Here is a 22199-nt window from a genome sequence, read left to right on the forward strand (position 1 = left end):
GGCCGCCTTTCGACGGCCCTCTCCATTACGGATGGTAAGGGGTGTACACCCCGGTCAGGCTGTCGAGGAAGGCCACGATGTCGTCAACATCGCTCTGCGGCAGGCTGGTGCCCACCTGGTGGCGCAGCATCAGCTTCACCGCCTCGTCGAGAGTCGGCACATCCCCGCGGTGGAAGTACGGCGCGGTGAGCGCCACGTTGCGCAGGCCCGGCACCTTCTGGCGCAGACGGTCGCGCACTTCGCGGGTGACGTTCATGCGCCCGATGTCGGCGTCGGTGATTTCGCCGAAATCGTAGGCTTTTTTCAGCCCCAGCGGTTCAAACGAACGGCCGCCGAGGATAACGCCGCCGTGGCAGGTGGCGCATTTGTTGTCTTTGAACAGCGTATAGCCGTGCTTTTGCCGGGCGGTCAGGGCGTTTTCATCCCCGCGCAGCCACTTGTCGAACGGGGCGTTCGGGGTGATCAGCGTCTTTTCATACTCGGCAATCGCGTCCGTGATGCTTTCACCGCTAAAGCCTTCCGGATAGACGGACTCAAAGGCCTTCGTCATGGCCGGATCGGCCTCCAGCTTCGCCACAATGTCGTCCCAGGATTTGGACGCCATTTCGATAGGGTTGAGCGGCGGGCCGCCGGCCTGTTTTTGCAAATCCGCGGCGCGACCGTCCCAGAACTGCTCGCTGTTGAAGGTGGCGTTAAGCACCGTTGGGGCGTTGATTGGCCCGACCGCGCCGTTCATGCCGATGGAGGTCTGGCGACCGTCGACGCCGCCCGCGTTGAGAGAGTGGCAGCTTGCGCAGGAGAGCGTGCTGTCACCGGAAAGGCGCGTGTCGTGATAAAGGCGGAAGCCCAAGGCGACTTTTTGCGCATCAACCGCCAGCGCTTTCGGGATAGGTTGTACGGGCTCGTTACGCTTTTCAGCCGCCATCTCGGCCGAGGCGTAATGGCTTTCGCGCTGGGTCTTGATCCAGTTGAGGAGCATCGCCTGCTCGCCGTCGTCAATTTTGCCCGCCCAGTGCAGCGCCACGTAGCGGGTTGGCGGCATCGTATTGTGCTGCATCACCCACTCAATTTTATTCAAATCGCTTTGTGAAACGGCCTGGTCTTCAATAAGCGCCTTACGCACCGGCTCCAGATTAAAAGACTGGTAGCCCAGACGCGTGTCGTACTCCATTAATTGTTTTGCAATGGGGAAAGAGGCATAGAAAGGCAGAGCGGCAGACGGCGTGTGGCAATAATCGCAGCCCTTTTCTCGAAAGAAGCTTAATACCTGATTATTTTCGCTGACGGCGGAAAGTTGAACATCGTTTTCATTTATACGCCCTTTATCGTGATACCAGACGTAACCGGATAACCCTAAATAACAGGCGGCCGCGCCGGCAGCGCAAAAGGCCGTTATGCGGAGCAATTTGTTCATTTTTTTATCCTTAAAAAAACGGAACACCCAGAGAGGAATTGAATTATTTTTGCGCGTTAATCATAAAGGGGTAAGGCTCGGGCTTGTTGACAGCAATCAATATTCATTATTGGCAGCGGCTATTGTTTAAATAGGAATGAGCGATTAAAAGGAATTAATTATTTGCGAGGGAAATATAACTGAGTGAGATATTATAATAACGAATTAAATGAGAATTAAATAATACGCATAGTGCGCTCTGTTTACCCCTTATTCTGACGAATAAGGGGGGTTTATTTATCCGCGCCGGGAAACCAGTTCGGCGATATCTTTCGGCGCGGTGCGGCAGCAGCCCCCGATCAGCTTCGCCCCTGCGGCGAGCCACTGGGGTAAATACCCGGCCAGGGTTTCGCACTCTTCGCCGTGGTGGTGCCAGGTTTTGCTGACGGCGTCGTAGTGCTCGCCAGAGTTGGGATAGACCACCAGCGGCAGCGCCGTCAGCGCGTGCAGATGAGCAAGCGCGGCGGTGGTGTTTTCCAGCGCGATGCAGTTAATGCCGAGCGCCACAACCTGCGGAGAGTTTTCCAGCGCGCTCACCACCTCCCGCAGCGGCGTGCCGTCGCTCAGGTGCTCGCTGTCGCGCAGGGTGAACGAGAACCACGCCCGGGCGCGAGGATAGTCGGCAAGCAGCGCCGCCAGCGCCTCGATCTCCGCAAACGACGGGAGCGTTTCGCAGGCCAGCAGGTCTGCGCCCGCATCGAGCAGCGCCTCGACGCGCGGGCGGTGGAACGCGGTAAATTCCTCCGGGCTGCGCACGTAGTCGCCGCGATACTCCGAGCCGTCGGCCAGATAAGCGCCGTAAGGCCCCACGGAGCCCGCTACCAGCAGCGTGCCGGCGTGGGCATTTTCCGCCAGATACGCTTCGCGCGCTTTTCGCGCCAGCTCCACGCTTTTGCCAATCAGCGCCCGGGACTGCGCCTCGTCCAGGCCGCGCGCCGCAAAGCCCGCAGGGGTCGCCTGATAGCTGGCGGTGATCGCCACCTGCGCCCCGGCGCGGAAATAGTCCAGGTGCACTTCGCGGATAAGCTCCGGGTTTTCGACCAGCACTTTCGCCGACCATAAGCTATCGGCAAGGTTACATCCCCGCGCTTCCAGCTCCGTTGCCATCGCGCCGTCAAGCACCACAAAGGGTTGTTTTTCAAGGATCGCGGTCAGCGGATTATTCTGCGACATGTTCAGGCTCCTGCGTGTTCAGGTTTCGGGTCAGGTAGTACGCACCATAACACAGGGCGACAAACGGCAGCCCGCAGTAAAGGGCAATTCTCTGGCTCGGATCAAACGCCAGGCCAACGCAGGCCACCACGCACAGAATAAACCCGAGCACCGGCACCAGCGGATACCACGGCGCGCGGTACTGCAACGCCTCAAGCGGCTGGCCGGACTGCAGGTGGCGGCGACGGAAGACAAAGTGCGAGGCGCAGATACTGATCCACACCGCCACCACCGCAAAGCCGGAGATCGCCGACAGCGCGACAAACACCGTGTCCGGCGCCACCACGCTGGAAAAGAGCGCCAGCACGCCGCCGAGCATCGACACCGAGAGCGCCGTCAGCGGCACGCCATTTTTATTGACCCGGGCAAAGCAGCGCGGCAGCGTTTTCTCATTCGAGAGCGACCACAGCATACGGCCCGACGCGTACAGACCGGAGTTCGCCGCCGAGAGGATCGCCGTCAGGATCACGAAGTTAAAGATATCCGCCGCGTAGGGAATGCCGACCTTTTCAAACACCAGCACGAACGGGCTTTTCTCGACGCCGGCCTGCTGCATCGGGATCAGCGCCGCCAGCACGAACACGGTGCCGATAAAGAAGATAATCAGACGCGCAATCGTCGTGCGGATCGCCACCGGAATGACCTTATGCGGGTTTTCGGTTTCCCCCGCCGCGATGCCGATAAGCTCGGTGCCGGAGAACGCAAAGTTCACCGCCACCATGGTCATCAGGATCGGCAGGCCGCCGTGCGGGAACCAGCCTTCGGCGGTGATGTTGCTCAGGCCCGGCGCGGGGGAACCGTCCTGCATCGGGATAAAGCCAAAGATCGCCGCGCCGCCAAGAATGATAAAGGCGATGATGGTGATGACTTTCACCAGCGAGAACCAGAATTCGCCCTCGGCGAAGAAGCGGGTGGAGATGACGTTGAGGCCGAAAATCACCGCGCAGAACACGACGCACCACGCCCAGACGGGCACCTGCGGGAACCAGTACTGCATACAGAACCCGGCGGCGGTAAAGCTCGACCCGAGCGCCACCGTCCAGGTGAGCCAGTAGAGCCACGCCACGGTATAGCCCGTCGCCGGACCGAGGTAGCGCGCGGCGTAGACGTGAAACGCGCCGGTTTCCGGCATCGCCACGGAGAGCTCGCCCAGACACTGCATCACCAGCCAGACCACCAGCGCGCCAATCAGGTACGCCAGCAGCGTCCCCGCCGCCCCGGTGGTGGAAATGATGTAGCCGGTATTGAAGAATAACCCTGTGCCAATCACGCCGCCCAGCGAGAGCATAATCAGGTGGCGCGTTTTCATGGTGCGCTTAAGCTGCCCATTTTCTTGTTGTGTTTGCATATTACCTTCTAAACGTATGGACATCTAAACATCCAAAGAAGGTCTTTTATACCGCGATTGTTAACAAAAAGCTACCCGACCAGGCGCAGCCGGGCGCGTCGCGCGCTGAGCCGGGGATGGGTGGTGAGGATAACGTAGAGAATTGGTCGCCAGGCCATAGGCACCTCCGCAAGCAGATACCTACAGCATGGCGCGGGCCGGTGAGATCGGCGGTCAAACGAAAGTGGTATCCGGTTACGAAAGATTCATACCCGCGCGCCGCCGTCTGGATGCAGACCGCACATTTATTGGTAAATCCTTAAATCAGTTCTATAGTCGAGACTGTTTCTTTGTTACAGGATCAACAGATGCGCTTTAACGGACTGACCAAAGGTTTTTTCATTTTCATTCTCGCCCTCGTGACCTGGGCCTTCTTCGATGTGCTGTCGCCCTACTTCTCCGCCATTTTGTGGGCCGCGATCCTGACCATCATCTTCAACCCGGTGAAGAACAAACTGCGCAGCGCGCTGGGCGAGCGCAACGGACTGGCGTCGTTTTTAACGCTGTGCATTATCTGCCTGATCGTATTTATTCCGCTGATGGTGATCCTCTCCTCTCTCGCCATTGAGCTGAACGTGGTGTACACCAAACTGCAGCAAAACAATACCCAGTTCCCGGAAGTGGTGGCGAGCATCTTCAACCGCCTGCCGGACTGGGCCAGCGGCTTCCTCGCCGATCACAACCTGAATAACGCCGAGCAGATCCAGAAAAAACTCTCGGACGTGGCGCTGAAGGGCGGGCAATACCTGGCGGGCAGCGCGTTCCTGATCGGTAAAGGCACCTTCGGGTTCGCGATCAGCTTCGGCATCATGCTCTACCTGCTGTTCTTCCTGCTCAAGGACGGGCCGTATCTGGTGCGCCAGATCCTCGACTCGCTGCCGCTGTCTGACTTCGCTAAGCAGCACCTGTTCGCCAAATTCGTTGGCGTTTCCCGCGCCACGGTAAAAGGCACGGCGGTGGTAGCGGTGGTTCAGGGCACGCTCGGCGGTATCGCCTTTGCCATTGTGGGCATCGACGGCAGCGTGCTCTGGGGCGCGCTGATGGCGTTCCTCTCGCTGGTGCCAGCCGTAGGGTCGGCGATTGTCTGGGTGCCCGCGGCCATCTTCCTGTTCGCCACCCACCAGCTGTGGCAGGGTCTGTTTATCGTCGGCTTCTTCGTGATCATCGTCGGGCTGGTGGATAACATCCTGCGCCCGCTGCTGGTGGGCAAAGACACCAAAATGCCGGACTACCTGATCCTTATCACCACGCTTGGCGGCATGGAGCTTTACGGCATCAACGGGTTTGTTATCGGCCCGCTGATTGCGGCGCTGTTCATCGCCTGCTGGAACCTGTTCTCCGGGCGCGACCACGAGGGTAACGCCGAAGAGCTCGACGCGGACTTTATCGAAGAGGGCCGAAACCCGCCGGATCTCTAGCCAAAAGGGCGGCCGCGGCCGCCTTTTTTATCACCACAAATCAAACGTTTTCTATAATTTAAAGAACGCCATCCCACGCTTGCCGTAAAAGGATCCAACAGGTGCGAATCGCCACGATAACAAACTGGGCCTACGGTGCCACGGTCTGCCTGACCCTCGCTTCCGGCATTGTCATGCTGATGGCTTCTCACGCCGATAACGCCGAGCGCGAGGCGGTGAAGCAGCGGCAGATGTTCGATCAGCTGACGGAAGACGTCGAAACCGACGCCTGGATGCTGTCGGATTTGGCGCGCCTGTTTGTGATTAAAAAAGATCCCGAGGTGCTCAACGATTACCGCAAGGAGCAGGACCGGTTTAAAAACGTTGAGCACCGGCTGGAAAAACTGCGGGACAACGGCGCGTCTGAAGAAGAGCTGGGGCTGCTGCGGGACGGGTTAAAGATTATTGATGAGCTACAGGACGAGCAGCAGGCCGCCCTGTCCGGCATCGCGCGGGGCGAAGAGCAGCAGGCCGTTGCCCTGCTCTACGGCACGGCTTATGAACAGGAGCTGGAGCGCGCGCAGCGGCAAATTGACCACTTTCGCCAGATGCTCGACAAGCGGGTGATTGCGGTCGTTCAGGATGCGACGCAAAAATCAAAAAACCTGCGCACCGCCTCGGAAATCACGGTCGGCCTGACCGCCCTGCTGTTTTTGTTCGTGCTCGGGTTCATCTTAAAGCGCCGCGTGCTGCGCCCGGTCGTGCGCCTAAGCGACGTGGTTCATCGCCTCGCCTCTCAGGATTACGCCGTCGAAACGCCCAACTTCAACCAGATCGACGAAATTGGCGACATGGCGCAGGCCATTCGTATCTTTCGTGAAAACGGCCTTGCAAGGCAGCGGCTGGAAAAAGAGCGCGACGCCGACTGGGCCGTTCGCGAGCTACTGGCGCGCATGACCCAGCGCCTTCAGGGCTGCGAGAACTTTGCCGACGTGATTAACGTGGCGGAGCTGTTCGCCCCGAACATTGCGCCGGGCGTGTCAGGGCGGCTGTATATTCTGGAGCGCGACCCGTGGGAGATGCGCTGCGCCGCCGAATGGTTATCCCCGGAAGGCGATAAACTGCGCTTCCCGCCGGACGAGTGCTGGGCCGTGCGCCGCGGTCAAAGCCACCCGCCCGTCAACGGCGAGCCGGATATCGCCTGCTATCACCTGCCAGAATCTCAGGGCCATCATTCGCTGTGCGTCCCGTTGATTGCCCAGGGCGAGGCAATTGGCCTGCTCTCATTCCAGAACATCACCGCTGAAACCGCCCCCTCTCGCGCCTACCTGGAGCTGATGGCCGAGGCGCTCGGCCTGGCGCTGGCGAACCAGCGGCTGCGCGATGCCCTGCTGGAAAAAGCGCTGTTCGACCCGCTAACCGGACTGCGTAACCGTCATCATCTGGAAGACACGATGCGCACGCAAATGGCCCAGGCAATGCGCAACGACGAGCCGGTGAGCTGCCTGATGATCGACATCGACCACTTCAAGAGCATCAACGACCGCTTCGGCCACGAGGCGGGGGACCAGGTCATCAAAAGCGTGGCGGCGATTATCCAGCGCACCGTGCACGACAGCGGGCTGGCCTTCCGCTACGGCGGCGAGGAGTTTTTGGCTCTGCTCACCGGCGCCGACGAAGAGGCCGCGCACGCCCGCGCAACGGAGATCTACAACGGCGTGCGCGAGCTGTCGCTGCGCTACGGGCTGTCGGAGATTGGCCCGGTGGATGTCTCCATCGGCATCGCCAGCTACCCGCAGCACGCCCAGAGCGATAGCCTGCTGCGGGCGGCGGACGTGGCGCTGTACCGGGCAAAAGAGCTTGGCCGCTCCCGGATTGTGAGCTTCGGCATGCTGGAGGCGGGCTAGCTGCTATTTTGCTCCCGCCACGCTTTTACCATCTCGTTCGTCACTTCATTTTTATAGCAAATGGGCGCATAGCCTCCCGCTTTGCTCCACGCGCTGCGCCTTCCGCACGCGCTGCCGTTTCGCGCGCGATTGAACGGGCACGCGCAGACGCTGGGGTAAGAGGCTATCGATTCGGCGATCACGTTTGCTTTCACCTGCTCATCGGATACCGCCCGGGCTTTTGCTTCAACGTTGCCCACCATCAGGATGCAGCACGCAGCAAAAAGCCCCCGCCAGGAGGATCTTGTTTTCATTTACATAGCTCGATTAAAGAAGGGAATGGCCTGCACGATAAAAGGTGTTAAGGCGGGCAATCCTGACGTGGAACAAAAAACAGGCGCATTAAGGGCAACGCGTTGACCGCTCACGGTAATTTCAATTAAGAAATGCGACTCTCGTGCCGATACCACAATTATCAGGGTTATTCGTTTTCTTGCTTGCGTCTGACATGACCTGACAGCGAGCGGGCGTAGCCTTAAGAAAACATCGTCAGGGGAACAGGCATGAGCGGGCACGAGGTTATGGTTCAGCGGATAACCGCCATTATTTCAGCGCTATACCAGCACGGTTTTGTCTCACGGCAAAAGCTGCTGGATGAATTTAACATCAGCGAGCGCACGCTGTATCGCGACCTTAACCGTCTGGGGGATCGTATTATCCATGACGGCAACGGTATCTACCGGCTGGCGCCCGCCTATGCCAAACCGCAAACCCTAAAAGAGCTGCAGAATCTGGTCAGCCTTCTGGGGATAGAGGAGCTTATTCCTGCCAGTAAGCTTATCCTCAAGCCCGATCTCTCCTCGCTCAGCATCCGCGCCTTGCCCGGCGACCCGGAGGCGAAACGCGTTCTGGAGAATAACTTCAGCCTGTTTGATAAAGCCATTCGCCAGAACAGCATCTGCGAATTTCACTATAAAGACCGGCTGCGCCGCGTGGCGCCCTATCAGCTGATCAATATCAAAGGCGTGTGGTATCTCGGGGCCGTGGAAGACGGCAACGTGAAGGGATATCAGCTCAGTAAAATTCGCTGGTTAACCCTGACGTCTGAGCATTTCACCCCGGAAGCGCATATCGCGAAATATTTCGCGGAAGAAGACGACGTGTGGTTTTCCCTGAATAAGCAGACCGTACAAATCAAAATTGCGGCGGAGGTGAGCTATTACTTCCAGCGCCGCAGCGTGCTGCCTGCGCAAAAAATAGTACGGCAGGAGCCCAACGGCGATTTAGTCGTGCAAACCGAGATGGCGCATGAAAACCAGCTGTTTCCGCTATTACGCTACTGGTTCCCCCATCTCACCATTATTTCCCCGGCCAGCCTGCAACACCATTTTCTCCAGAAGCTCTCTCAGCAAATGGCAGAAGTGGCAGCGCAGTGCGGCGGGGCACATTTTGAACTGACACAGCAGGAGTAAAACATGTTACGCGGATCCGAGAGAAAAGAAGCCTTAGCGAGCCTTTCCCAGGCCACCACGCGCTACGAGCAGCAGGCGAAGGACACGCAAAACGTCATTACCGAGCTGTTTGTGCTGCGCCAGAAGTGCAGTACAGACCTGATTACGCGCGGTGAACACTTCATCAACCGACTGGCGAATACGCCAAAAGAGTTCGACAAATCCTGGAGCGAGCTGAAGGCCGAAATTGCCGAGTTCGACGACGTGGTTGAAAAGCTGGAAGAAGAGTACCGCGCCTCCCACGTAGGCAAAGGCACCGCGGCGGCGGGCGTTGCCGTGGGCGCAGGCGTGGCGGCCTTTGCGCCAACGGCGGCGCTGGCAGTGGCGACAACCTTTGGTACGGCGTCGACAGGCACCGCCATTGCCACCCTAAGCGGCGCTGCTGCAACCAACGCCGCGCTGGCGTGGCTCGGCGGCGGCGCGCTTGCGGCGGGCGGCGGCGGCATGTCCGCAGGCAGCGCGCTGCTGGCGCTTGCAGGCCCGGTCGGCTGGGGGATTGGCGCGGTGGGGATCGCCGGCGGCACCTTACTGGCGCGTCGCAAGAACGGCAAAATCATCGAACAGGCCCAGGCTGAGGAGCGCGAGGTACGCTCGCAAACCTCGAAGCTGCACATCGTACAGCGCAGTGCCGACGAGCTGAAAAGCCTGACCTCGGAACATTATCACGGCACGGAGAGCATCGTGGACGTGCTGGAGAAAACCGCCCCGCGCGACTTCACCCAGTTTAACGCCGGACAACGAGAACAGCTTGGCGCACTGATTAACCACATCAACGCCTTATCAAAACTGATCAACAAGAAGATCCAGTGATGGAGAACGTCAACAATCATACCCCGGTCGGCGATCAGCTGATCGGCAGCGCGGTGAATGCCCTTAACCAGGCGCGGATCAACGACGAGCTTTTTCACCTCACCCGGCAGGATATTGCGTATGATCTGGCGAGCGCGCAGATGCAGAAAGTGCGCGATTTTATCGCTTCTCCCGGCAATATTCTCGGCAGCATGGGCACCAAACACGGCGAAATCGCCGAGCAGGTTGAAGTGGCCGTGCGCAATTCGCATCAGGCGCTGGATGAAACATTGCAGGATGGCTCAACGTTTCGCGCCACCTTTGAAGGGGTGGGTCGCACCGCGCCGGAAGACTACCGCATCGACGGCTTTGACGTTCAGTCCAAGTTCATCAACGGTACGCACAACAACCTGAAGGCCGTGCTGGGCCATATGGGCGACTATCCAAACTTCGGCAAGGACGGGTCGTTCTACCAAATACCCAAAGACACCTGGCAGGAGATTCAGGACATTCTCGACGGCAAGCCGGTCGAGGGGCTGAAATCCAGCACCATAGAGGCGATTAAGGCCAGAGTCGCTGAAATCGAACAGCAAACCGGCCTGCCCTTCAACGAGGTGGTTCGCCCGGGCGTATCGGATTACAGCGAAGTGCAGTGGGGAAAAATCGACTCCACGCTGGATAAACACGACCAGGATCTGGCTGAAAAGAACGAGGCGAAACGCGCCGAGATTATCGACGATCACCAGCCGTCGCTGGCGGAAGGCCTGCGCGCGACGGCGATGGGGGCCGCGTTCGGCGGCGCCTTTGCGCTCGGCACCGGGATCTACCGTAAATACCGCGACGGCAAAAACGTCTTTCGCGGCGAATTCAGCGCCGAGGACTGGCAGGACGTCGGGCTGGACTCGCTGAAAGGGGCGGCAATCGGCGGGGTATCCGCCGGAGCAATCTATACCCTGACGAACTACGCCTCGATGGGTGCGCCGTTCGCCAGCGCCCTGGTCACCGCCACCAAGGGCGTGGCAAGCCTGTCCCTCTCTTATCAGCGCGGTGAAATCAGTCTGGATGAGTTTACCGATCTCGGGCTTATCGTCTGCGCCGAGTCGGCCATCGTCGGCGCCATGACCGCTGCGGGTCAGGCGCTGATCCCTGTCCCCGTGCTGGGGGCGCTGGTGGGGTCGATTTCCGGTAAGTTCATGGTCAGCGTTGCCAAAAATCTCGACGGCAAAGCGCGTCAGGCGTTACAGGCCCGCATGGACGAGTTTGCCCATCGGCTTAACGCGCTCGAACAGCAGGTGCTCAACCGCCTGTTGAGCGAGTTTGCCGCGCTGGGTGAACTGACGGCGGCAGCGTTTAACGTCGAAAATAACCGTCAGCTGCTGGAGGTAAGCATCACGCTCGCGCAGGCGTATGGGGTGGAAGACGACAAAATTATCAAAAATGCCGATGACCTGGACGCCTTTATGACGGCGTGATGGGCGGGGCTACAGCCCGTTCTGTAAGAAAGCTCACATTTCTTCGCTTCTCTTATTCCCTTACGGAACGGGTGCGTTAACATTCAGCGCGTAAATACCTTTCACCACTCACCGAGGCTTTGATGCTGGAGAATGTCATCATCAGATAATCAGTTTCCCGCCTTTCCAGGACGGGCTGGTTATCGCTGCGCTTAAACCTTACGCACGCACCTGCTGGTGTGGGCACGTTTTTACGCATGATGATGAAACAGGTTTTCCGGTATGAATTTATCCCGTCAGGAACAACGTACCTTACACGTTCTCGCAAAAGGTGGACGTATTGTGCACGTCCGCGACAGCTCTGGCCGCGTCACTTCCGTTGAATGCTACACCCGCGAGGGACTGGTGCTCAGCGACTGCACGCTCGCCGTTTTCAAGAAACTGCGTACCAAAAAGCTGATCCGCTCGGTTAACGGGCAGCCTTATCGCATTAACACCACCGGGCTGAACAACGTTCGCGCACAGCTGGATAATCAATAAGGCACGAGGAACAGGACAAACGCCGCCCGTCAGGCGGCGTTTGTCTACCGCTTGCTTATCGCCAGCTTTGCAGCGAACAGCAAAAACACCACGCCGGTGGTTCTGTCCATCCACTTCACGACCGCGGGCTTTTTCAGCACCTGCGCCGCATAGCCCGTGGCGATAATCAGGGTTAACGACCAGAGCGTACCAATCAGTACATGAATGGATACCAGCAAAAAGGTCCAGGCAAACGGCGAATGCCCGGCGGGGATAAACTGCGGCAGGAATGAGACATAGAAAATGCCCATCTTCGGATTCAGCACGTTGCCGAGCATCCCGCGCATAAAGCCGTTACCGCTGCGCGCGCTGCCCTCCGCCGCCAGCGAAAACTGCTGACGCGGGCGAAGCAGCAGCTGAAGACCCAGCCAGCAGAGGTACGCCGCGCCGCACCACTTCAGAAGCGAATAGGCCACGTCGGACACCGCCAGCAGCGCGCCCAGGCCAAACGCCACCAGCGCTCCCCAGATAAAACAGCCCGTATCAATCCCCAGCGCCACATGCACGGCTTTTTTACTGCCGTCGGCCGCCGCGGTTCGCAGGATCAGGGCGGTATCAAGACCGGGGGTTAAGGTTAACAGCGTGGCGGCCAGGGTATAGGCCAGAAGGGCATCGGTGACGGACATGGTGCTTCTCCGAAAACGACGAGTCTATGGAAAATTTAACAAAGCGGCAACACCCTAAATTTCGCAGGTGCGCGTCGAAACAGGCTTAATTGTCACGAGGTTATTAGCGATAATTTAATACCATGTTAAATACACGCCGCGCCGACCACACAAAAAACGTCATTTGACGATTTTGAGACTATTTTAAATAGCCATTCCTTTTTCTTCCTGCCTGTAACCACCAATAACAACAGACTATAAATCTATAGAAAAGATTAAAACTGGTGGTTTAAGTTTAAATAAATCATTTAAGCGATATTTACGTTTAAGATTACACTCTTAAATGGTTTTATATTCCGACATAACGGAGTGGCGATACACGTTGTTCTGCAACGCCTTTCGCGACCGCCAGGGATGCAAAATGATTTTGAAAAACGGGATATAAAACATGTTCAAAAAAACAGTAATCGCCGCAGCTATCATGTTTTCTGGTGCTGCACTGGCCGCAGAAACTACCGGTGTCGCGGGGGGATCTATCACCTTCAACGGCTCCGTATCCGATACCACCTGTGACGTAACCACCAACAACGGTTCTGATTTCACGGTGAACCTGGCGCCAATTACGCTGACGGATATGGGGACCACCCCGGGTATCGTGAGCGCCAACAATAAAGACTTCACCATGAGTCTGAAAAACTGCACCGCGGCGGATACCGCGACCAAAACGCTGAAAATCACCTTCACCAGCAGCAACCTGTCCGACGACGGTAAATACCTGACCAACTACAGCGACAACGGCGCTGAAGGCGTGGGTATTACCCTGACCAAAGACGGCACCACCGCCGTGCCTTTTGACACCGCGTTCAATACCGGCCTGACCTCTGACGATGTCTCCGGCACCGACGGCGTAACGCTGACGATGCACGCGAACTACTACAACTTCGGCGGCGCCGCAGTGACCACTGGTAAAGTTGTGACCAACGCAACCTACTCATTTAGCTACGATTAATGACCTCAACCGGGGAGGCATCCCCGGTTTCTAATGACCATGAAAAAATTCACCTTATTTCTCCTTGGCGCGCTGGCGTCACAGACGGCCTTTGCCAGCGTGGTGATTAATCAGACCCGCGTGATCTATCCCGGCGACATGAAATTCGTTTCCGTTCAGCTGGTTAACGAGAGCGATAAAACCCATCTGGTGCAATCCTGGCTCGACGAGGGCGATCCCTCTGCGGCTCCGGAAAAGATCAAAGTGCCGTTTTCCATTACGCCGCCGGTGGTCAAAATGGATGCCCACAGCGGGCAAACCCTCAAAATTACCGGCATCAACACCGCGTCTCTTCCCGCTGACCGGGAGAGCGTGTTCTGGCTGAACGTGCTGGACGTTCCCCCTAAACCTGCAGGCAGCGCCGACAACTACCTGCAGGTGGCAATCCGCAACCGTATCAAGGTGTTTTATCGTCCGGCGTCGCTACAGGAGCTGGACAGCTCCGTTATCGAGAAGGTGTCGATTTCCACGTCGGGTAGCCACGCCTGCCTGAAAAATAACTCGCCTTACTTTTTGACCATTCCTCAGGTTGTGGCCTGGCAGGGTGGGCAGCTAAAGCAGGAGCGGACTGACAATCTGCTGAGCGACACCGTGTTTATTCCGCCTTTCGGCTGCGCTCTGGTGCCCGACAAAATCCGGTCCGGGACGCAGTACCGTTTGACCTGGCTCGACGATTACGGCGCCAAACGATTCAGCACCTTCCACTGATTACGCACAACGCTCATGTCGGGTTCGAATCTCATGAAGAACAGATCGCAGTTTAGAAAAAGCCTGTTGGTTCACTCCGTCAGCCTCGCCCTGTGTTCCTTTGGCGCGTGCGGAGAAACCTTTAATAGCAGCCTGCTGGTCGGTAATTCAGCCGATATGGACTGGAGCAACGCCAGGCTTGTGATGACGCCGGGCACCTACGACCTGGACGTTTACATCAACAACGCGTGGCGCGGGAAATTTACGCTGACCGTGGCGAACGACGACAAGGGCACCGTGCAGATTCAGGCCGAGGATGTGCCCCTGCTGGGCATACTCGAACTCGACGACGTTATCGGGAAGAAAAACGCCAGCAGGGTTGATGTCACCACCCTGCTACACGGCGGCAAAAGCAGGCTCAACCCGGGCGAGCTGCGTCTGGATTTAGAAATTCCCCAGGCCTTCGTCGCCAGCGAAAAGCAAAACTGGATCGCCCCCCAGAAGTGGGACCGGGGCATCAACGGCCTGTACACCAACTACAACCTCAACTATTACAACTTTCACGGCCTGCGCGAGGGCTACGGCAACAGCGACAACGTCTACCTGTCGCTGAACAGCGGGCTCAACCTGGCGGACTGGCATCTGATCGATAACTCGACGTGGATGCGCTACAGCGATATCGGCAAAGGATACTGGATCAACACCACCCGCTATCTGGAAAAACCGATGCCTGCGGTCGGGGCGCTGATGCGCGTTGGCCGTACCTACACGACCTCTGACTACTTCGATACGGTGCGCTTTCGCGGCCTGACGCTGAATAAAAGCCGCCAGATGATGCCCGACAGCGAGCGCGTGTATATGCCGATTATCAGCGGCATCGCCACCAGCTCGGCGGTAGTGAGCATTTACCAGGACGGGCACATCATTCGCCAGGTAAACGTCCCCGCCGGGCCGTTCGCGATCCGCGACTTAATGCCTACCGGCTCGCGAGGGGATCTCTCCGTTGAGGTGAAAAACAATGGCGGTAGCACCGAGCGTTTTGTGGTGCCCTTCTCCTCCATTCCGGACATGCTGCGCCCGGGCACCAGCGACTACCAGTTCAACGCCGGCGAAGTGGATATGCGCGGCATAGATGACCACAGCCAGTTTGCGCAGTTCAGCTATTCACGCGGGATCAATAACTATGTCACCGCCACCGCCGGAACGCTCTGGAGCCAGGACTACGCCTCGTATTTGCTGGGCGGCGCGCTGTCGGTGCCCTTTGTCGGGTCGCTTTCCGCCTCTCTTGAACAGTCGCAGTACCAACTGCCGGGCGAGAGCCGCCGTCGCGGGGAAAAATACGCGCTCTCGTGGAGTAAATCCTTCCCGACGCAAACCAACCTGACGCTGGCCTCTTACTACTACCGCACCCAGAATTACGCCTCGTTTAACGACTATATTCTGACGCGCGCCAACATTAAGGACTACGGCGGAACCGGCACCTCCACCGTTAACAGCAAGCAGGCCTTTAGCGCCAACCTCAACCAGCCGCTGGCGGAGGGGTTGGGTCGCCTGTCGCTGTCCGCCTACTGGCGCGACTACTGGCGGGGGCAAAAGACCAGCCGCCAGTACAACATGACCTGGAGCAACGCCTATAAAAGCGTGAACTACGCGGTTTCGCTGCGCCGCACCGAAGTGACTCAGTCTTACTACAACGATGAAACGGACTACGAAGGCGACGTGGTCACCTCTCTGCGCACCCGCAACAGAACGGAGAACAACCTCTATTTCTCCGTCAATATTCCGCTGACCCTGTTCGGCAGCCCGGGAAGCCTTTCGACGCACGCGACCGTCCAGCGCGGGAAATACGCGTCATCCGACGTGAGCCTGAGCGGCAGCGCGCAGGATGTGGATTACAGCCTGATGCTGGCGCACGACAGCGAGGGCGACTCCCGATCCGCCGACCTGTACACCAGCTGGAAAAACGACGCGACCAGCCTGAACAGCGGGCTGACGCTGTCCCGGGAATACCGCCAGGCCAACCTGGGGGCCAGCGGCAATATTCTGGCGTGGCGCGGAGGGGTTATCACCTCGCCAAACACCGGGCGCAACTTTGTGATTCTGGACGCGCCGGGCGTCGAACGCGCTATCGTAAATGGCGATAGCTCAACGCGTACCAATCATAACGGCATTGCCCTGATCGCCAGCGCCACCCCTTACCGGCTGAACAACTTCCATCTGGAGCAGGACGGGACAAAAAGCAGCGACGTGGATTTACAGGGCAATCTGCTCAATATCGCCCCCTATGAAGGCAGCATCACGTATCTGAAGTACAAAACCGATACCCGCAAGGTGTTCACGCTCGATTTGCAGGACAGCAGCGGCGGCCAGCTACCGTTCGGCGCGCTGGTTACCGATCTTAAGAATGAGGAGCTGGGCTATGTCGCCCAGGGAAGCCAGATATTCATTAAGTCTGACCAGATGCCGGACGCCATCCGCATTAATACCAGCAAAGGCAAAGTGAAACGTTCCTGCGTAATTACGCGGCCGACGGAACATGCCGTCAATATTTGCCGTTAACCGACCACGAGTATAAAAACCGTCATGAGAAAATCATTTTTACTGTTCCTTGCCGTCTTTAGCCTAATCCTGATCCCGGGCTTCGCGGCGCAGGGAGCCAATAAAGCCCGAGGGGTGACCGGCGATACCTGCCGTAACAGCGGTATTTTATTCAAGAGCGTTGCCGAAGCGGACAAATCGCTGAATTTATCCTCGGAGTTTATTAGCTCCAACGTGGTGGAACGGACATACACCACCAGTTGGTCAGGCAGCATGACCTGTACTTACGGTAACGTCGGTATCGGGGGACTATTGCAGGATCACCTCTACTACTTCACCGGGTTTAATAATAATCCGGTGTATCTTCACTTCAGCAGCAAAGACGGCGAAAGCAGCTACTGGATTAAAGTCACCTCCGAGATCGTCGGGGCGAAGAAAGTCACGGTGAGCGGCATTGTGGGTATCCACTCCATCGGCTACCAGACGCAATATACGCTGCGGGCGGAACTGCTCTCTACGCCGCCGACGGGCGTGGCCACCTATACCAAAACCACCACCAGCGGCGCATTAACCGTGATCCCCGCGGTCATGAGCGGGACGGGTGCCGGGTCGGACTCCCCTCTCCTCTCGAGTAAAACGTACGCCTGGCGCGCGTGGAATAACATGATGACGGAGGCGTCACGTAAAAGCTGGGACACGGATTATTTTCTGGCGTATGAAAAAATGACTATTCAGTTCGAGCCGAAACAGACCACCTGCAATCTGGTGCACGATCTGACGGTCAAACTCCCTTCTGCGCCGCTTAAAGAGCTGAAAATGAATGGCCGAGCCAACGGGACGAATTTTATCCTCCCGATTAAGTGCGGGAATCTTGCGGGAATTAAAAAGGCCACCCGGAATATTAAGGCCTGGCTCTCGAGCAATGATTTAGTGACCACCGACGGCAGCTATCAAACGATGGTGAATGATGAAACGACAGCCGGCGGCGTGGGCATTGCCATTCGCACCCAGTCTCTCTTCGGCTTTCACGAAGAAATCAAAATATCGGGCAGCAGCAGTATCGAAAATGCCACTCCGCTTCTTGAAATCGCGAAAGATGACGATATTCAGGAGGTCGAGAATATCTACCTTCATGCGTATTACAAAGTCTATAACGCGTCGGCACTTTCAACGGGAACCATCGTCGCCACGGCACAGGTGATGTTTGGCTATGACTGAATTTCAGGCGAAGAAACACCCGCTTTTTTAATTAACACCGCTGCCGAAGGACGCCATGAAAATATCTGTTCAAACCGTACTGAATTTACTGCATAACATTATTTCCCCCATTTCCGTAGACCTGGTCAATCATCTGCAGCGCACGACGCTCATTGCCTGGTATTTGAGCCAGCGCGCGGGGCTGGATAAAGCGGGCATGAGTAATGCCTTCCTGGCGGGCATGCTGCACGATATCGGTTCTCTGGAAAAAGACCGCGAGCGGCTTGCGCCGGGGAACGAGGGATTTTTCGACGGGCATGAAAAGCTGGCGGGTTCGATGACCGCGGGCATTCGCTTTTTGCAGCCCGTTACCGCGATTCTGGAGAACCACCACACCGAGTGGTCAGACTCGGGCGAGAAAACGCTGCCGCTGGTGCATCATATGCTGCATATGGCCGATACCTTCGAGCTCTTTCTGCGGGGGGTTAGCGGGGATTACAGCGCCCGGCGCGAACGCATTATTGCGGACTTCTTTGCTCAGTCAGAACGCTGGCCCGCCTCGCTAGAAGCGGCGCTGCGCGGCGCGAGCCAGCAGGACGGCTTCTGGTTTCGGCTGGGGAATCCCACCCTTTCGCAGGTTCTGAATGCCATCAGCCCGCTGCAGGATCAGATGCTGGATCATCACGATTTTCTGGAAGTGTGCCAGCTCATCTCCAAAATCGTGGATAAATACAGCAGCTTTACCCGCACCCACAGCGCCAGCGTCTCGCACGTGGCGGCTAAGCTCGCCGAACTTTATGGCTATGACATCGATATGCAGGAGAAGATCTGCATCGCGGGCTACCTGCACGATATTGGCAAACTCTTTACGCCGCTTGCCATTCTCGAAAAGCAGGGCGCCCTCGAACCGGACGAGTACGCGATGATGAAGCAGCACAGCTATAAAACGCTGGTCATGCTCCATCCGATTACGGAACTAGGGGATATCGTCAACTGGGCCGCCAACCACCATGAACGGCTCGACGGCAGCGGCTATCCGTTCAGGCTGGGCGCCGCCTCGCTGGATATTCCCTCCCGTATTCTCGCCGTTGCCGATGTCTTTACGGCCATGACGGAAAACCGCCCTTACCGGCAGGGAATGCAGAGCGAAATGGCCCTGAAGATCCTGCGTGAAGAAGCGGCGAATTACCGGCTTGACCGGGACATTGTCACATTGCTCGACCATAATATTGAGATTGTGAAACCGCTTGTCGCGATGTGTTAACGCTGTAAGAACAGATAATGAAATATTTAATAGCCAGCAGAGTCGTTTACGATACTGAAATTGGGGAGCTAACGATTCCTGGTTCCGAGCTTGCTGAAGCGCAGAAATTGACGCATACCGCGAACAGTATTCTTTCGTTGCTTATTGCTTCTCCGGGGAAGGTGCTTGAACGGCAATATTTGCTGGAAGAGGTCTGGGAATCCGCCGGGCATACTGGCTCAAGTTCGTCGCTCAATCAGTACATTAGTATATTGCGCAAAACGTTGACCTCTTTGACGGATATCGAAGAGTCGATTATCGTCGTCCCGAAAGTGGGCTTTTACTTTTCTGCCGATATCGACGTCCAGCTCCTGGAGCAGCCCTACGCGCCGCTTCCCGACGTGTCTCGGCCGCGCGTAATGCCACCACGAAAAACGCTGCCGTTAGGCTATATCGCCGCGGGGGTAATTATTCTTGCTCTGGTCGCCGCCAATATTTGGGCCTGGAACCCGCCCATAAGCCATGCCCGTTATTCAAGCCTTACCGATATCGGTAAGCTTGAAAAATGCACGCTTCAAACCTTTGAGCATCTTTCACAGGACGCCCGCACACGGCTGTACGAGGTGTTATTGGCGGCCCAGCCCGATCTGAAAGATAAATGCCAAAAACATACGGCGAGCCTGCTTGTAAATATTCAGACCAGCGTTTTTTACGGCGGTCGCGGACGCATTTTTTATTCATTTTGCCCTCTGGACTCTGAAAATGACGCGCTCGCCTATTGTGAAAACCACTATGCCTTTAACTGGAAAATGAAATGAAAATCGCGTTGACGCTGGCGGCGATTGCGCTCGTCCTGACCGGGAAGCTTATCTGGGGAATAAATGACCGTTCTTCGGCCTATTTCGACGACCGCTGCTTTGCTAATTTCACCTATAACGACAGCAACACCAGCGATGCCCTTAAATTTGAAGGCAACATATTATTTGAGTTTTCTAAAAGCAAAACCGGACAATTTACGCTGTTCGGCGATATGACTTACCAAGGTAAAAGCTATACCTTTTCGCGCTATGTGAATTTTGACTATCTTCTGCTTAAAAATAACGTATACAGAATTAAAATTCTGTCTCAGGAAGCGATGCCGCATGATACCGTTCCGACCGAGATCGCCCCTCTTGCTGTTAAAATATTTTTCCTCACCGGCGAGCATTCTATGTATCTGCATAAACATGATGACAGTTTTATTACCATCGGCAATACGCTTTCACCGTTGATGAACTGCGTGATTGAGCATTAAGCGTTACAGGAAACGTTGATCAATATTATTACCTATGAAAAAGAATAACTGTGTCGGCTGCGATAAATGTGGGTTTGCCGGCGTCTGCCGCGCGTATCTTTTTGACCGGCAGGAGCCGATGTTTGTTAAGGACATCGCCCGCAAAAAGCACATCGCCAAAAACGCGTTTATCTATGAGAACGGCACGCCCGTGCGGGCGCTATACGCCCTGCGTCGCGGGATAGCGAAAGTGTATGACTCGCGGCAGGTGCTGCAGGGCGTTGTCTTTCCCGGCCAGGTAATGGGAGCGGATGAACTCTTTTCCGGAGAGCATCAGTACAGCGTGCAGGCCGCGACGGACGCGGAGGTGTGCGAGTTAAAAAACACCCATTTTTACCATTTCAGCCAGATAACCCATGATTTTACTCAGTTTATTATCGATATTCTTTCCCGCTCAGCGAGGGAGAAGCAGCGGTTTATCAGCGTGCTGGTGCAAAGCGATGGGGTACAAAAAGTGGGTGAATTTATTCAGCTGATGGTGGATATCAACAGGGAATATGGCTACGGACAGCGCGTTCTGGAGCTGCCCCTGAGCAAAAAAGAGCTGGCTCAGCTGCTCGGTATCTCCCAGTCAACCCTGGCCCGCGCGTTCGACAGCCTGGAGGCGCAGCGTAAAGTGGTGGTCAACAAAAAAGAGCTGGTTGTGCTGGATGAGGGTAAGTGCTGAGGCTAAAAGAGAAATGTTAAAACCGGGCAGATAAAACGGGGTAAAAAAAGAGGGGGAAACAGCCAGTGAAATTTCTTATTTGCTAAAATAGAGATCGCTGACCATAATTAATAGCCTGTTTTTATAAGCAGGATGATTTTAAGGTAAATAAAATACAGGTTAGCTGCGCTGACTTTATTTTATTTATCGATAGGTAATTTCTTCTTTAGTTATCACGTTGCGAAGCGTAGTTTTGGAACCGGGGAAATAACGACATCCCCAGGTTATATTAATTAACTGCATAGACAGTACGTTAATTGAACTTCGTTAGCGTATTGCCTGAGATAACGGAGTATTCAACATGGCTTTTGCTACAACAAAAGACGGCGTTAAAATTTACTTCAAAGACTGGGGTAATAAAGATGCGCAACCTATCGTTTTCCATCACGGCTGGCCGCTAAGCGCCGATGACTGGGATAATCAGATGTTGTTTTTCCTGTCACAGGGCTATCGAGTGATTGCTACCGACCGCCGCGGCCACGGCCGTTCCGATCAGGTTAGTGAAGGCCACGATATGGATCACTATGCGGCAGACGTTAACGCTGTTGTTGAAACGCTGGATCTGAAAAACGCCATCCATGTTGGCCACTCAACCGGCGGCGGTCAGGTTGCCCGCTACGTTGCTCAATACGGCCAGCCACAAAACCGCGTGGCGAAAGCGGTACTGATTAGCTCGGTTCCGCCGCTGATGGTCAAAACGGAAAACAACCCAGACGGCACGCCTGTGGATGTTTTTGACGGTTTCCGCGCCGCGCTCGCAGCGAATCGTGCTCAGTTTTATTTAGACGTCGCATCCGGCCCGTTCTACGGTTTTAACCGCGATGGCGCCGAGATATCCCAGGGGACCATTCAAAACTGGTGGCGTCAGGGCATGATGGGAAGCGCAAAAGCCCATTACGAAGGTATCAAAGCGTTCTCCGAAACCGACCAGACGGAAGATTTGAAAGCCATCAGCGTTCCGGTTTTGGTTATCCAGGGCGATGATGACCAGGTGGTGCCTTACAAAGCGGCAGCGCTTAAGCAGGATAAACTTCTGCAAAACAGCAAGTTAATTGTTTATCCTGGTTATCCGCACGGGATGCACACCACGCATGCCGATACCATCAACAAGGATATTCTTGAGTTTATTCGCAGCTGAGCGGGCGGTTAACGTCGAGCGGGACAGAGCAGCGGTGAG

The 22199-nt window shown here is 56.3% G+C and carries 20 protein-coding genes; 15 read left to right on the top strand and 5 right to left on the bottom strand.

Annotation, left to right across the window (positions count from 1 at the left end; all coding sequences use genetic code 11):
* Positions 1–25: 25 nt before the first annotated feature.
* The 3 genes from AB6V08_RS20015 to mmuP form a co-directional block, all read right to left on the bottom strand.
* A complete protein-coding gene (locus tag AB6V08_RS20015) occupies positions 26–1414 on the bottom strand; it encodes a cytochrome-c peroxidase (RefSeq protein ID WP_368544559.1) in 1389 nt (462 codons plus the stop codon).
* A gap of 276 nt (positions 1415–1690) precedes the next feature.
* Positions 1691–2626 carry a homocysteine S-methyltransferase gene (gene mmuM / locus AB6V08_RS20020; protein WP_368544560.1) on the bottom strand — a complete coding sequence of 312 codons (936 nt, stop codon included), beginning with the start codon at positions 2624–2626 and terminating at the stop codon, positions 1691–1693.
* Positions 2613–4013, bottom strand: a complete 1401-nt coding sequence (gene mmuP, locus AB6V08_RS20025; RefSeq protein ID WP_368544561.1) for an S-methylmethionine permease — start codon at positions 4011–4013, stop codon at positions 2613–2615. The genes mmuM and mmuP overlap by 14 nt, the downstream gene beginning before the upstream one ends.
* Positions 4014–4360: 347 nt before the next feature.
* Between mmuP and AB6V08_RS20030 the strand changes: the two genes are divergently transcribed.
* Complete coding sequence (locus AB6V08_RS20030) at positions 4361–5470, top strand: AI-2E family transporter (protein ID WP_368544562.1); 1110 nt, start codon at positions 4361–4363, stop codon at positions 5468–5470.
* 101 nt (positions 5471–5571) lie between these two features.
* Positions 5572–7356, top strand: coding sequence for a diguanylate cyclase (locus AB6V08_RS20035; protein WP_368544563.1), 1785 nt, complete (start codon positions 5572–5574; stop codon positions 7354–7356).
* Here AB6V08_RS20035 and AB6V08_RS20040 read toward each other — a convergent pair.
* The gene (locus tag AB6V08_RS20040; protein WP_439649902.1) at positions 7353–7649 is read right to left on the bottom strand and encodes a hypothetical protein; all 297 of its coding nucleotides are present in this window, start codon (positions 7647–7649) and stop codon (positions 7353–7355) included. The genes AB6V08_RS20035 and AB6V08_RS20040 overlap by 4 nt on opposite strands.
* Positions 7650–7898: 249 nt before the next feature.
* Between AB6V08_RS20040 and AB6V08_RS20045 the strand changes: the two genes are divergently transcribed.
* The 4 genes from AB6V08_RS20045 (at position 7899) to AB6V08_RS20060 (ending at position 11626) form a co-directional block, all read left to right on the top strand.
* On the top strand, positions 7899–8807 hold the full coding sequence (locus tag AB6V08_RS20045; protein ID WP_368544564.1) for a helix-turn-helix transcriptional regulator: 909 nt from the start codon (positions 7899–7901) through the stop codon (positions 8805–8807).
* A 3-nt stretch (positions 8808–8810) separates the two neighbouring features.
* Positions 8811–9656 carry a hypothetical protein gene (locus AB6V08_RS20050; protein WP_368544565.1) on the top strand — a complete coding sequence of 282 codons (846 nt, stop codon included), beginning with the start codon at positions 8811–8813 and terminating at the stop codon, positions 9654–9656.
* On the top strand, positions 9656–11107 hold the full coding sequence (locus tag AB6V08_RS20055) for a hypothetical protein (protein ID WP_368544566.1): 1452 nt from the start codon (positions 9656–9658) through the stop codon (positions 11105–11107). Before AB6V08_RS20050 ends, AB6V08_RS20055 begins: the two co-directional genes overlap by 1 nt.
* A gap of 261 nt (positions 11108–11368) precedes the next feature.
* Positions 11369–11626: a YjhX family toxin gene (locus AB6V08_RS20060; protein WP_368544567.1), complete on the top strand. Its 258-nt coding sequence runs from the start codon at positions 11369–11371 to the stop codon at positions 11624–11626.
* Positions 11627–11670: 44 nt separating this feature from the next.
* Here the strand turns inward: AB6V08_RS20060 and AB6V08_RS20065 are convergent, their stop codons facing one another.
* Positions 11671–12291, bottom strand: coding sequence for a LysE family translocator (locus AB6V08_RS20065; protein ID WP_368544568.1), 621 nt, complete (start codon positions 12289–12291; stop codon positions 11671–11673).
* Positions 12292–12718: 427 nt separating this feature from the next.
* On the opposite strand from AB6V08_RS20065, the gene AB6V08_RS20070 reads away from it, so the two are divergent.
* From AB6V08_RS20070 to AB6V08_RS20110, 9 genes are all read left to right on the top strand, one after another.
* Positions 12719–13279: a fimbrial protein gene (locus AB6V08_RS20070; protein ID WP_368544569.1), complete on the top strand. Its 561-nt coding sequence runs from the start codon at positions 12719–12721 to the stop codon at positions 13277–13279.
* Positions 13280–13312: 33 nt separating this feature from the next.
* Complete coding sequence (locus AB6V08_RS20075; protein WP_368544570.1) at positions 13313–14026, top strand: molecular chaperone; 714 nt, start codon at positions 13313–13315, stop codon at positions 14024–14026.
* A 33-nt stretch (positions 14027–14059) separates the two neighbouring features.
* Positions 14060–16564: a fimbria/pilus outer membrane usher protein gene (locus AB6V08_RS20080; protein ID WP_368544571.1), complete on the top strand. Its 2505-nt coding sequence runs from the start codon at positions 14060–14062 to the stop codon at positions 16562–16564.
* A 24-nt stretch (positions 16565–16588) separates the two neighbouring features.
* On the top strand, positions 16589–17761 hold the full coding sequence (locus AB6V08_RS20085; RefSeq protein ID WP_368544572.1) for a fimbrial protein: 1173 nt from the start codon (positions 16589–16591) through the stop codon (positions 17759–17761).
* A 55-nt stretch (positions 17762–17816) separates the two neighbouring features.
* Positions 17817–19004 (top strand): HD-GYP domain-containing protein, encoded by a 1188-nt coding sequence (locus tag AB6V08_RS20090; protein ID WP_368544573.1) that lies wholly within the window; start codon positions 17817–17819, stop codon positions 19002–19004.
* 17 nt (positions 19005–19021) lie between these two features.
* Positions 19022–19801 carry a transcriptional regulator gene (locus AB6V08_RS20095; protein ID WP_368544574.1) on the top strand — a complete coding sequence of 260 codons (780 nt, stop codon included), beginning with the start codon at positions 19022–19024 and terminating at the stop codon, positions 19799–19801.
* The gene (locus AB6V08_RS20100) at positions 19798–20277 is read left to right on the top strand and encodes a hypothetical protein (protein ID WP_368544575.1); all 480 of its coding nucleotides are present in this window, start codon (positions 19798–19800) and stop codon (positions 20275–20277) included. Before AB6V08_RS20095 ends, AB6V08_RS20100 begins: the two co-directional genes overlap by 4 nt.
* Before the next feature lie 118 nt (positions 20278–20395).
* Entirely contained in the window at positions 20396–20983 is a 588-nt protein-coding gene (locus tag AB6V08_RS20105; RefSeq protein WP_368544576.1) for a Crp/Fnr family transcriptional regulator, read from the top strand.
* A gap of 340 nt (positions 20984–21323) precedes the next feature.
* Positions 21324–22160 (top strand): alpha/beta fold hydrolase, encoded by an 837-nt coding sequence (locus AB6V08_RS20110; RefSeq protein WP_368544577.1) that lies wholly within the window; start codon positions 21324–21326, stop codon positions 22158–22160.
* Positions 22161–22199: the final 39 nt, after the last annotated feature.

It is taken from the genome of Enterobacter soli (genome assembly GCF_964208575.1).
Classification (GTDB): Bacteria; Pseudomonadota; Gammaproteobacteria; order Enterobacterales; family Enterobacteriaceae; genus Enterobacter; species Enterobacter soli_A.

Coding starts and splice junctions, on each gene's coding strand:
- AB6V08_RS20015 (WP_368544559.1), bottom strand. CDS start 1,414: ATGAACAAATTGCTCCGCATAACGGCCTTTTGCGCTGCCGGCGCGGCC.
- mmuM (WP_368544560.1), bottom strand. CDS start 2,626: ATGTCGCAGAATAATCCGCTGACCGCGATCCTTGAAAAACAACCCTTT.
- mmuP (WP_368544561.1), bottom strand. CDS start 4,013: ATGCAAACACAACAAGAAAATGGGCAGCTTAAGCGCACCATGAAAACG.
- AB6V08_RS20030 (WP_368544562.1), top strand. CDS start 4,361: ATGCGCTTTAACGGACTGACCAAAGGTTTTTTCATTTTCATTCTCGCC.
- AB6V08_RS20040 (WP_439649902.1), bottom strand. CDS start 7,649: ATGAAAACAAGATCCTCCTGGCGGGGGCTTTTTGCTGCGTGCTGCATC.
- AB6V08_RS20045 (WP_368544564.1), top strand. CDS start 7,899: ATGAGCGGGCACGAGGTTATGGTTCAGCGGATAACCGCCATTATTTCA.
- AB6V08_RS20050 (WP_368544565.1), top strand. CDS start 8,811: ATGTTACGCGGATCCGAGAGAAAAGAAGCCTTAGCGAGCCTTTCCCAG.
- AB6V08_RS20055 (WP_368544566.1), top strand. CDS start 9,656: ATGGAGAACGTCAACAATCATACCCCGGTCGGCGATCAGCTGATCGGC.
- AB6V08_RS20060 (WP_368544567.1), top strand. CDS start 11,369: ATGAATTTATCCCGTCAGGAACAACGTACCTTACACGTTCTCGCAAAA.
- AB6V08_RS20065 (WP_368544568.1), bottom strand. CDS start 12,291: ATGTCCGTCACCGATGCCCTTCTGGCCTATACCCTGGCCGCCACGCTG.
- AB6V08_RS20070 (WP_368544569.1), top strand. CDS start 12,719: ATGTTCAAAAAAACAGTAATCGCCGCAGCTATCATGTTTTCTGGTGCT.
- AB6V08_RS20075 (WP_368544570.1), top strand. CDS start 13,313: ATGACCATGAAAAAATTCACCTTATTTCTCCTTGGCGCGCTGGCGTCA.
- AB6V08_RS20080 (WP_368544571.1), top strand. CDS start 14,060: ATGAAGAACAGATCGCAGTTTAGAAAAAGCCTGTTGGTTCACTCCGTC.
- AB6V08_RS20085 (WP_368544572.1), top strand. CDS start 16,589: ATGAGAAAATCATTTTTACTGTTCCTTGCCGTCTTTAGCCTAATCCTG.
- AB6V08_RS20090 (WP_368544573.1), top strand. CDS start 17,817: ATGAAAATATCTGTTCAAACCGTACTGAATTTACTGCATAACATTATT.
- AB6V08_RS20095 (WP_368544574.1), top strand. CDS start 19,022: ATGAAATATTTAATAGCCAGCAGAGTCGTTTACGATACTGAAATTGGG.
- AB6V08_RS20100 (WP_368544575.1), top strand. CDS start 19,798: ATGAAAATCGCGTTGACGCTGGCGGCGATTGCGCTCGTCCTGACCGGG.
- AB6V08_RS20105 (WP_368544576.1), top strand. CDS start 20,396: ATGTTTGTTAAGGACATCGCCCGCAAAAAGCACATCGCCAAAAACGCG.
- AB6V08_RS20110 (WP_368544577.1), top strand. CDS start 21,324: ATGGCTTTTGCTACAACAAAAGACGGCGTTAAAATTTACTTCAAAGAC.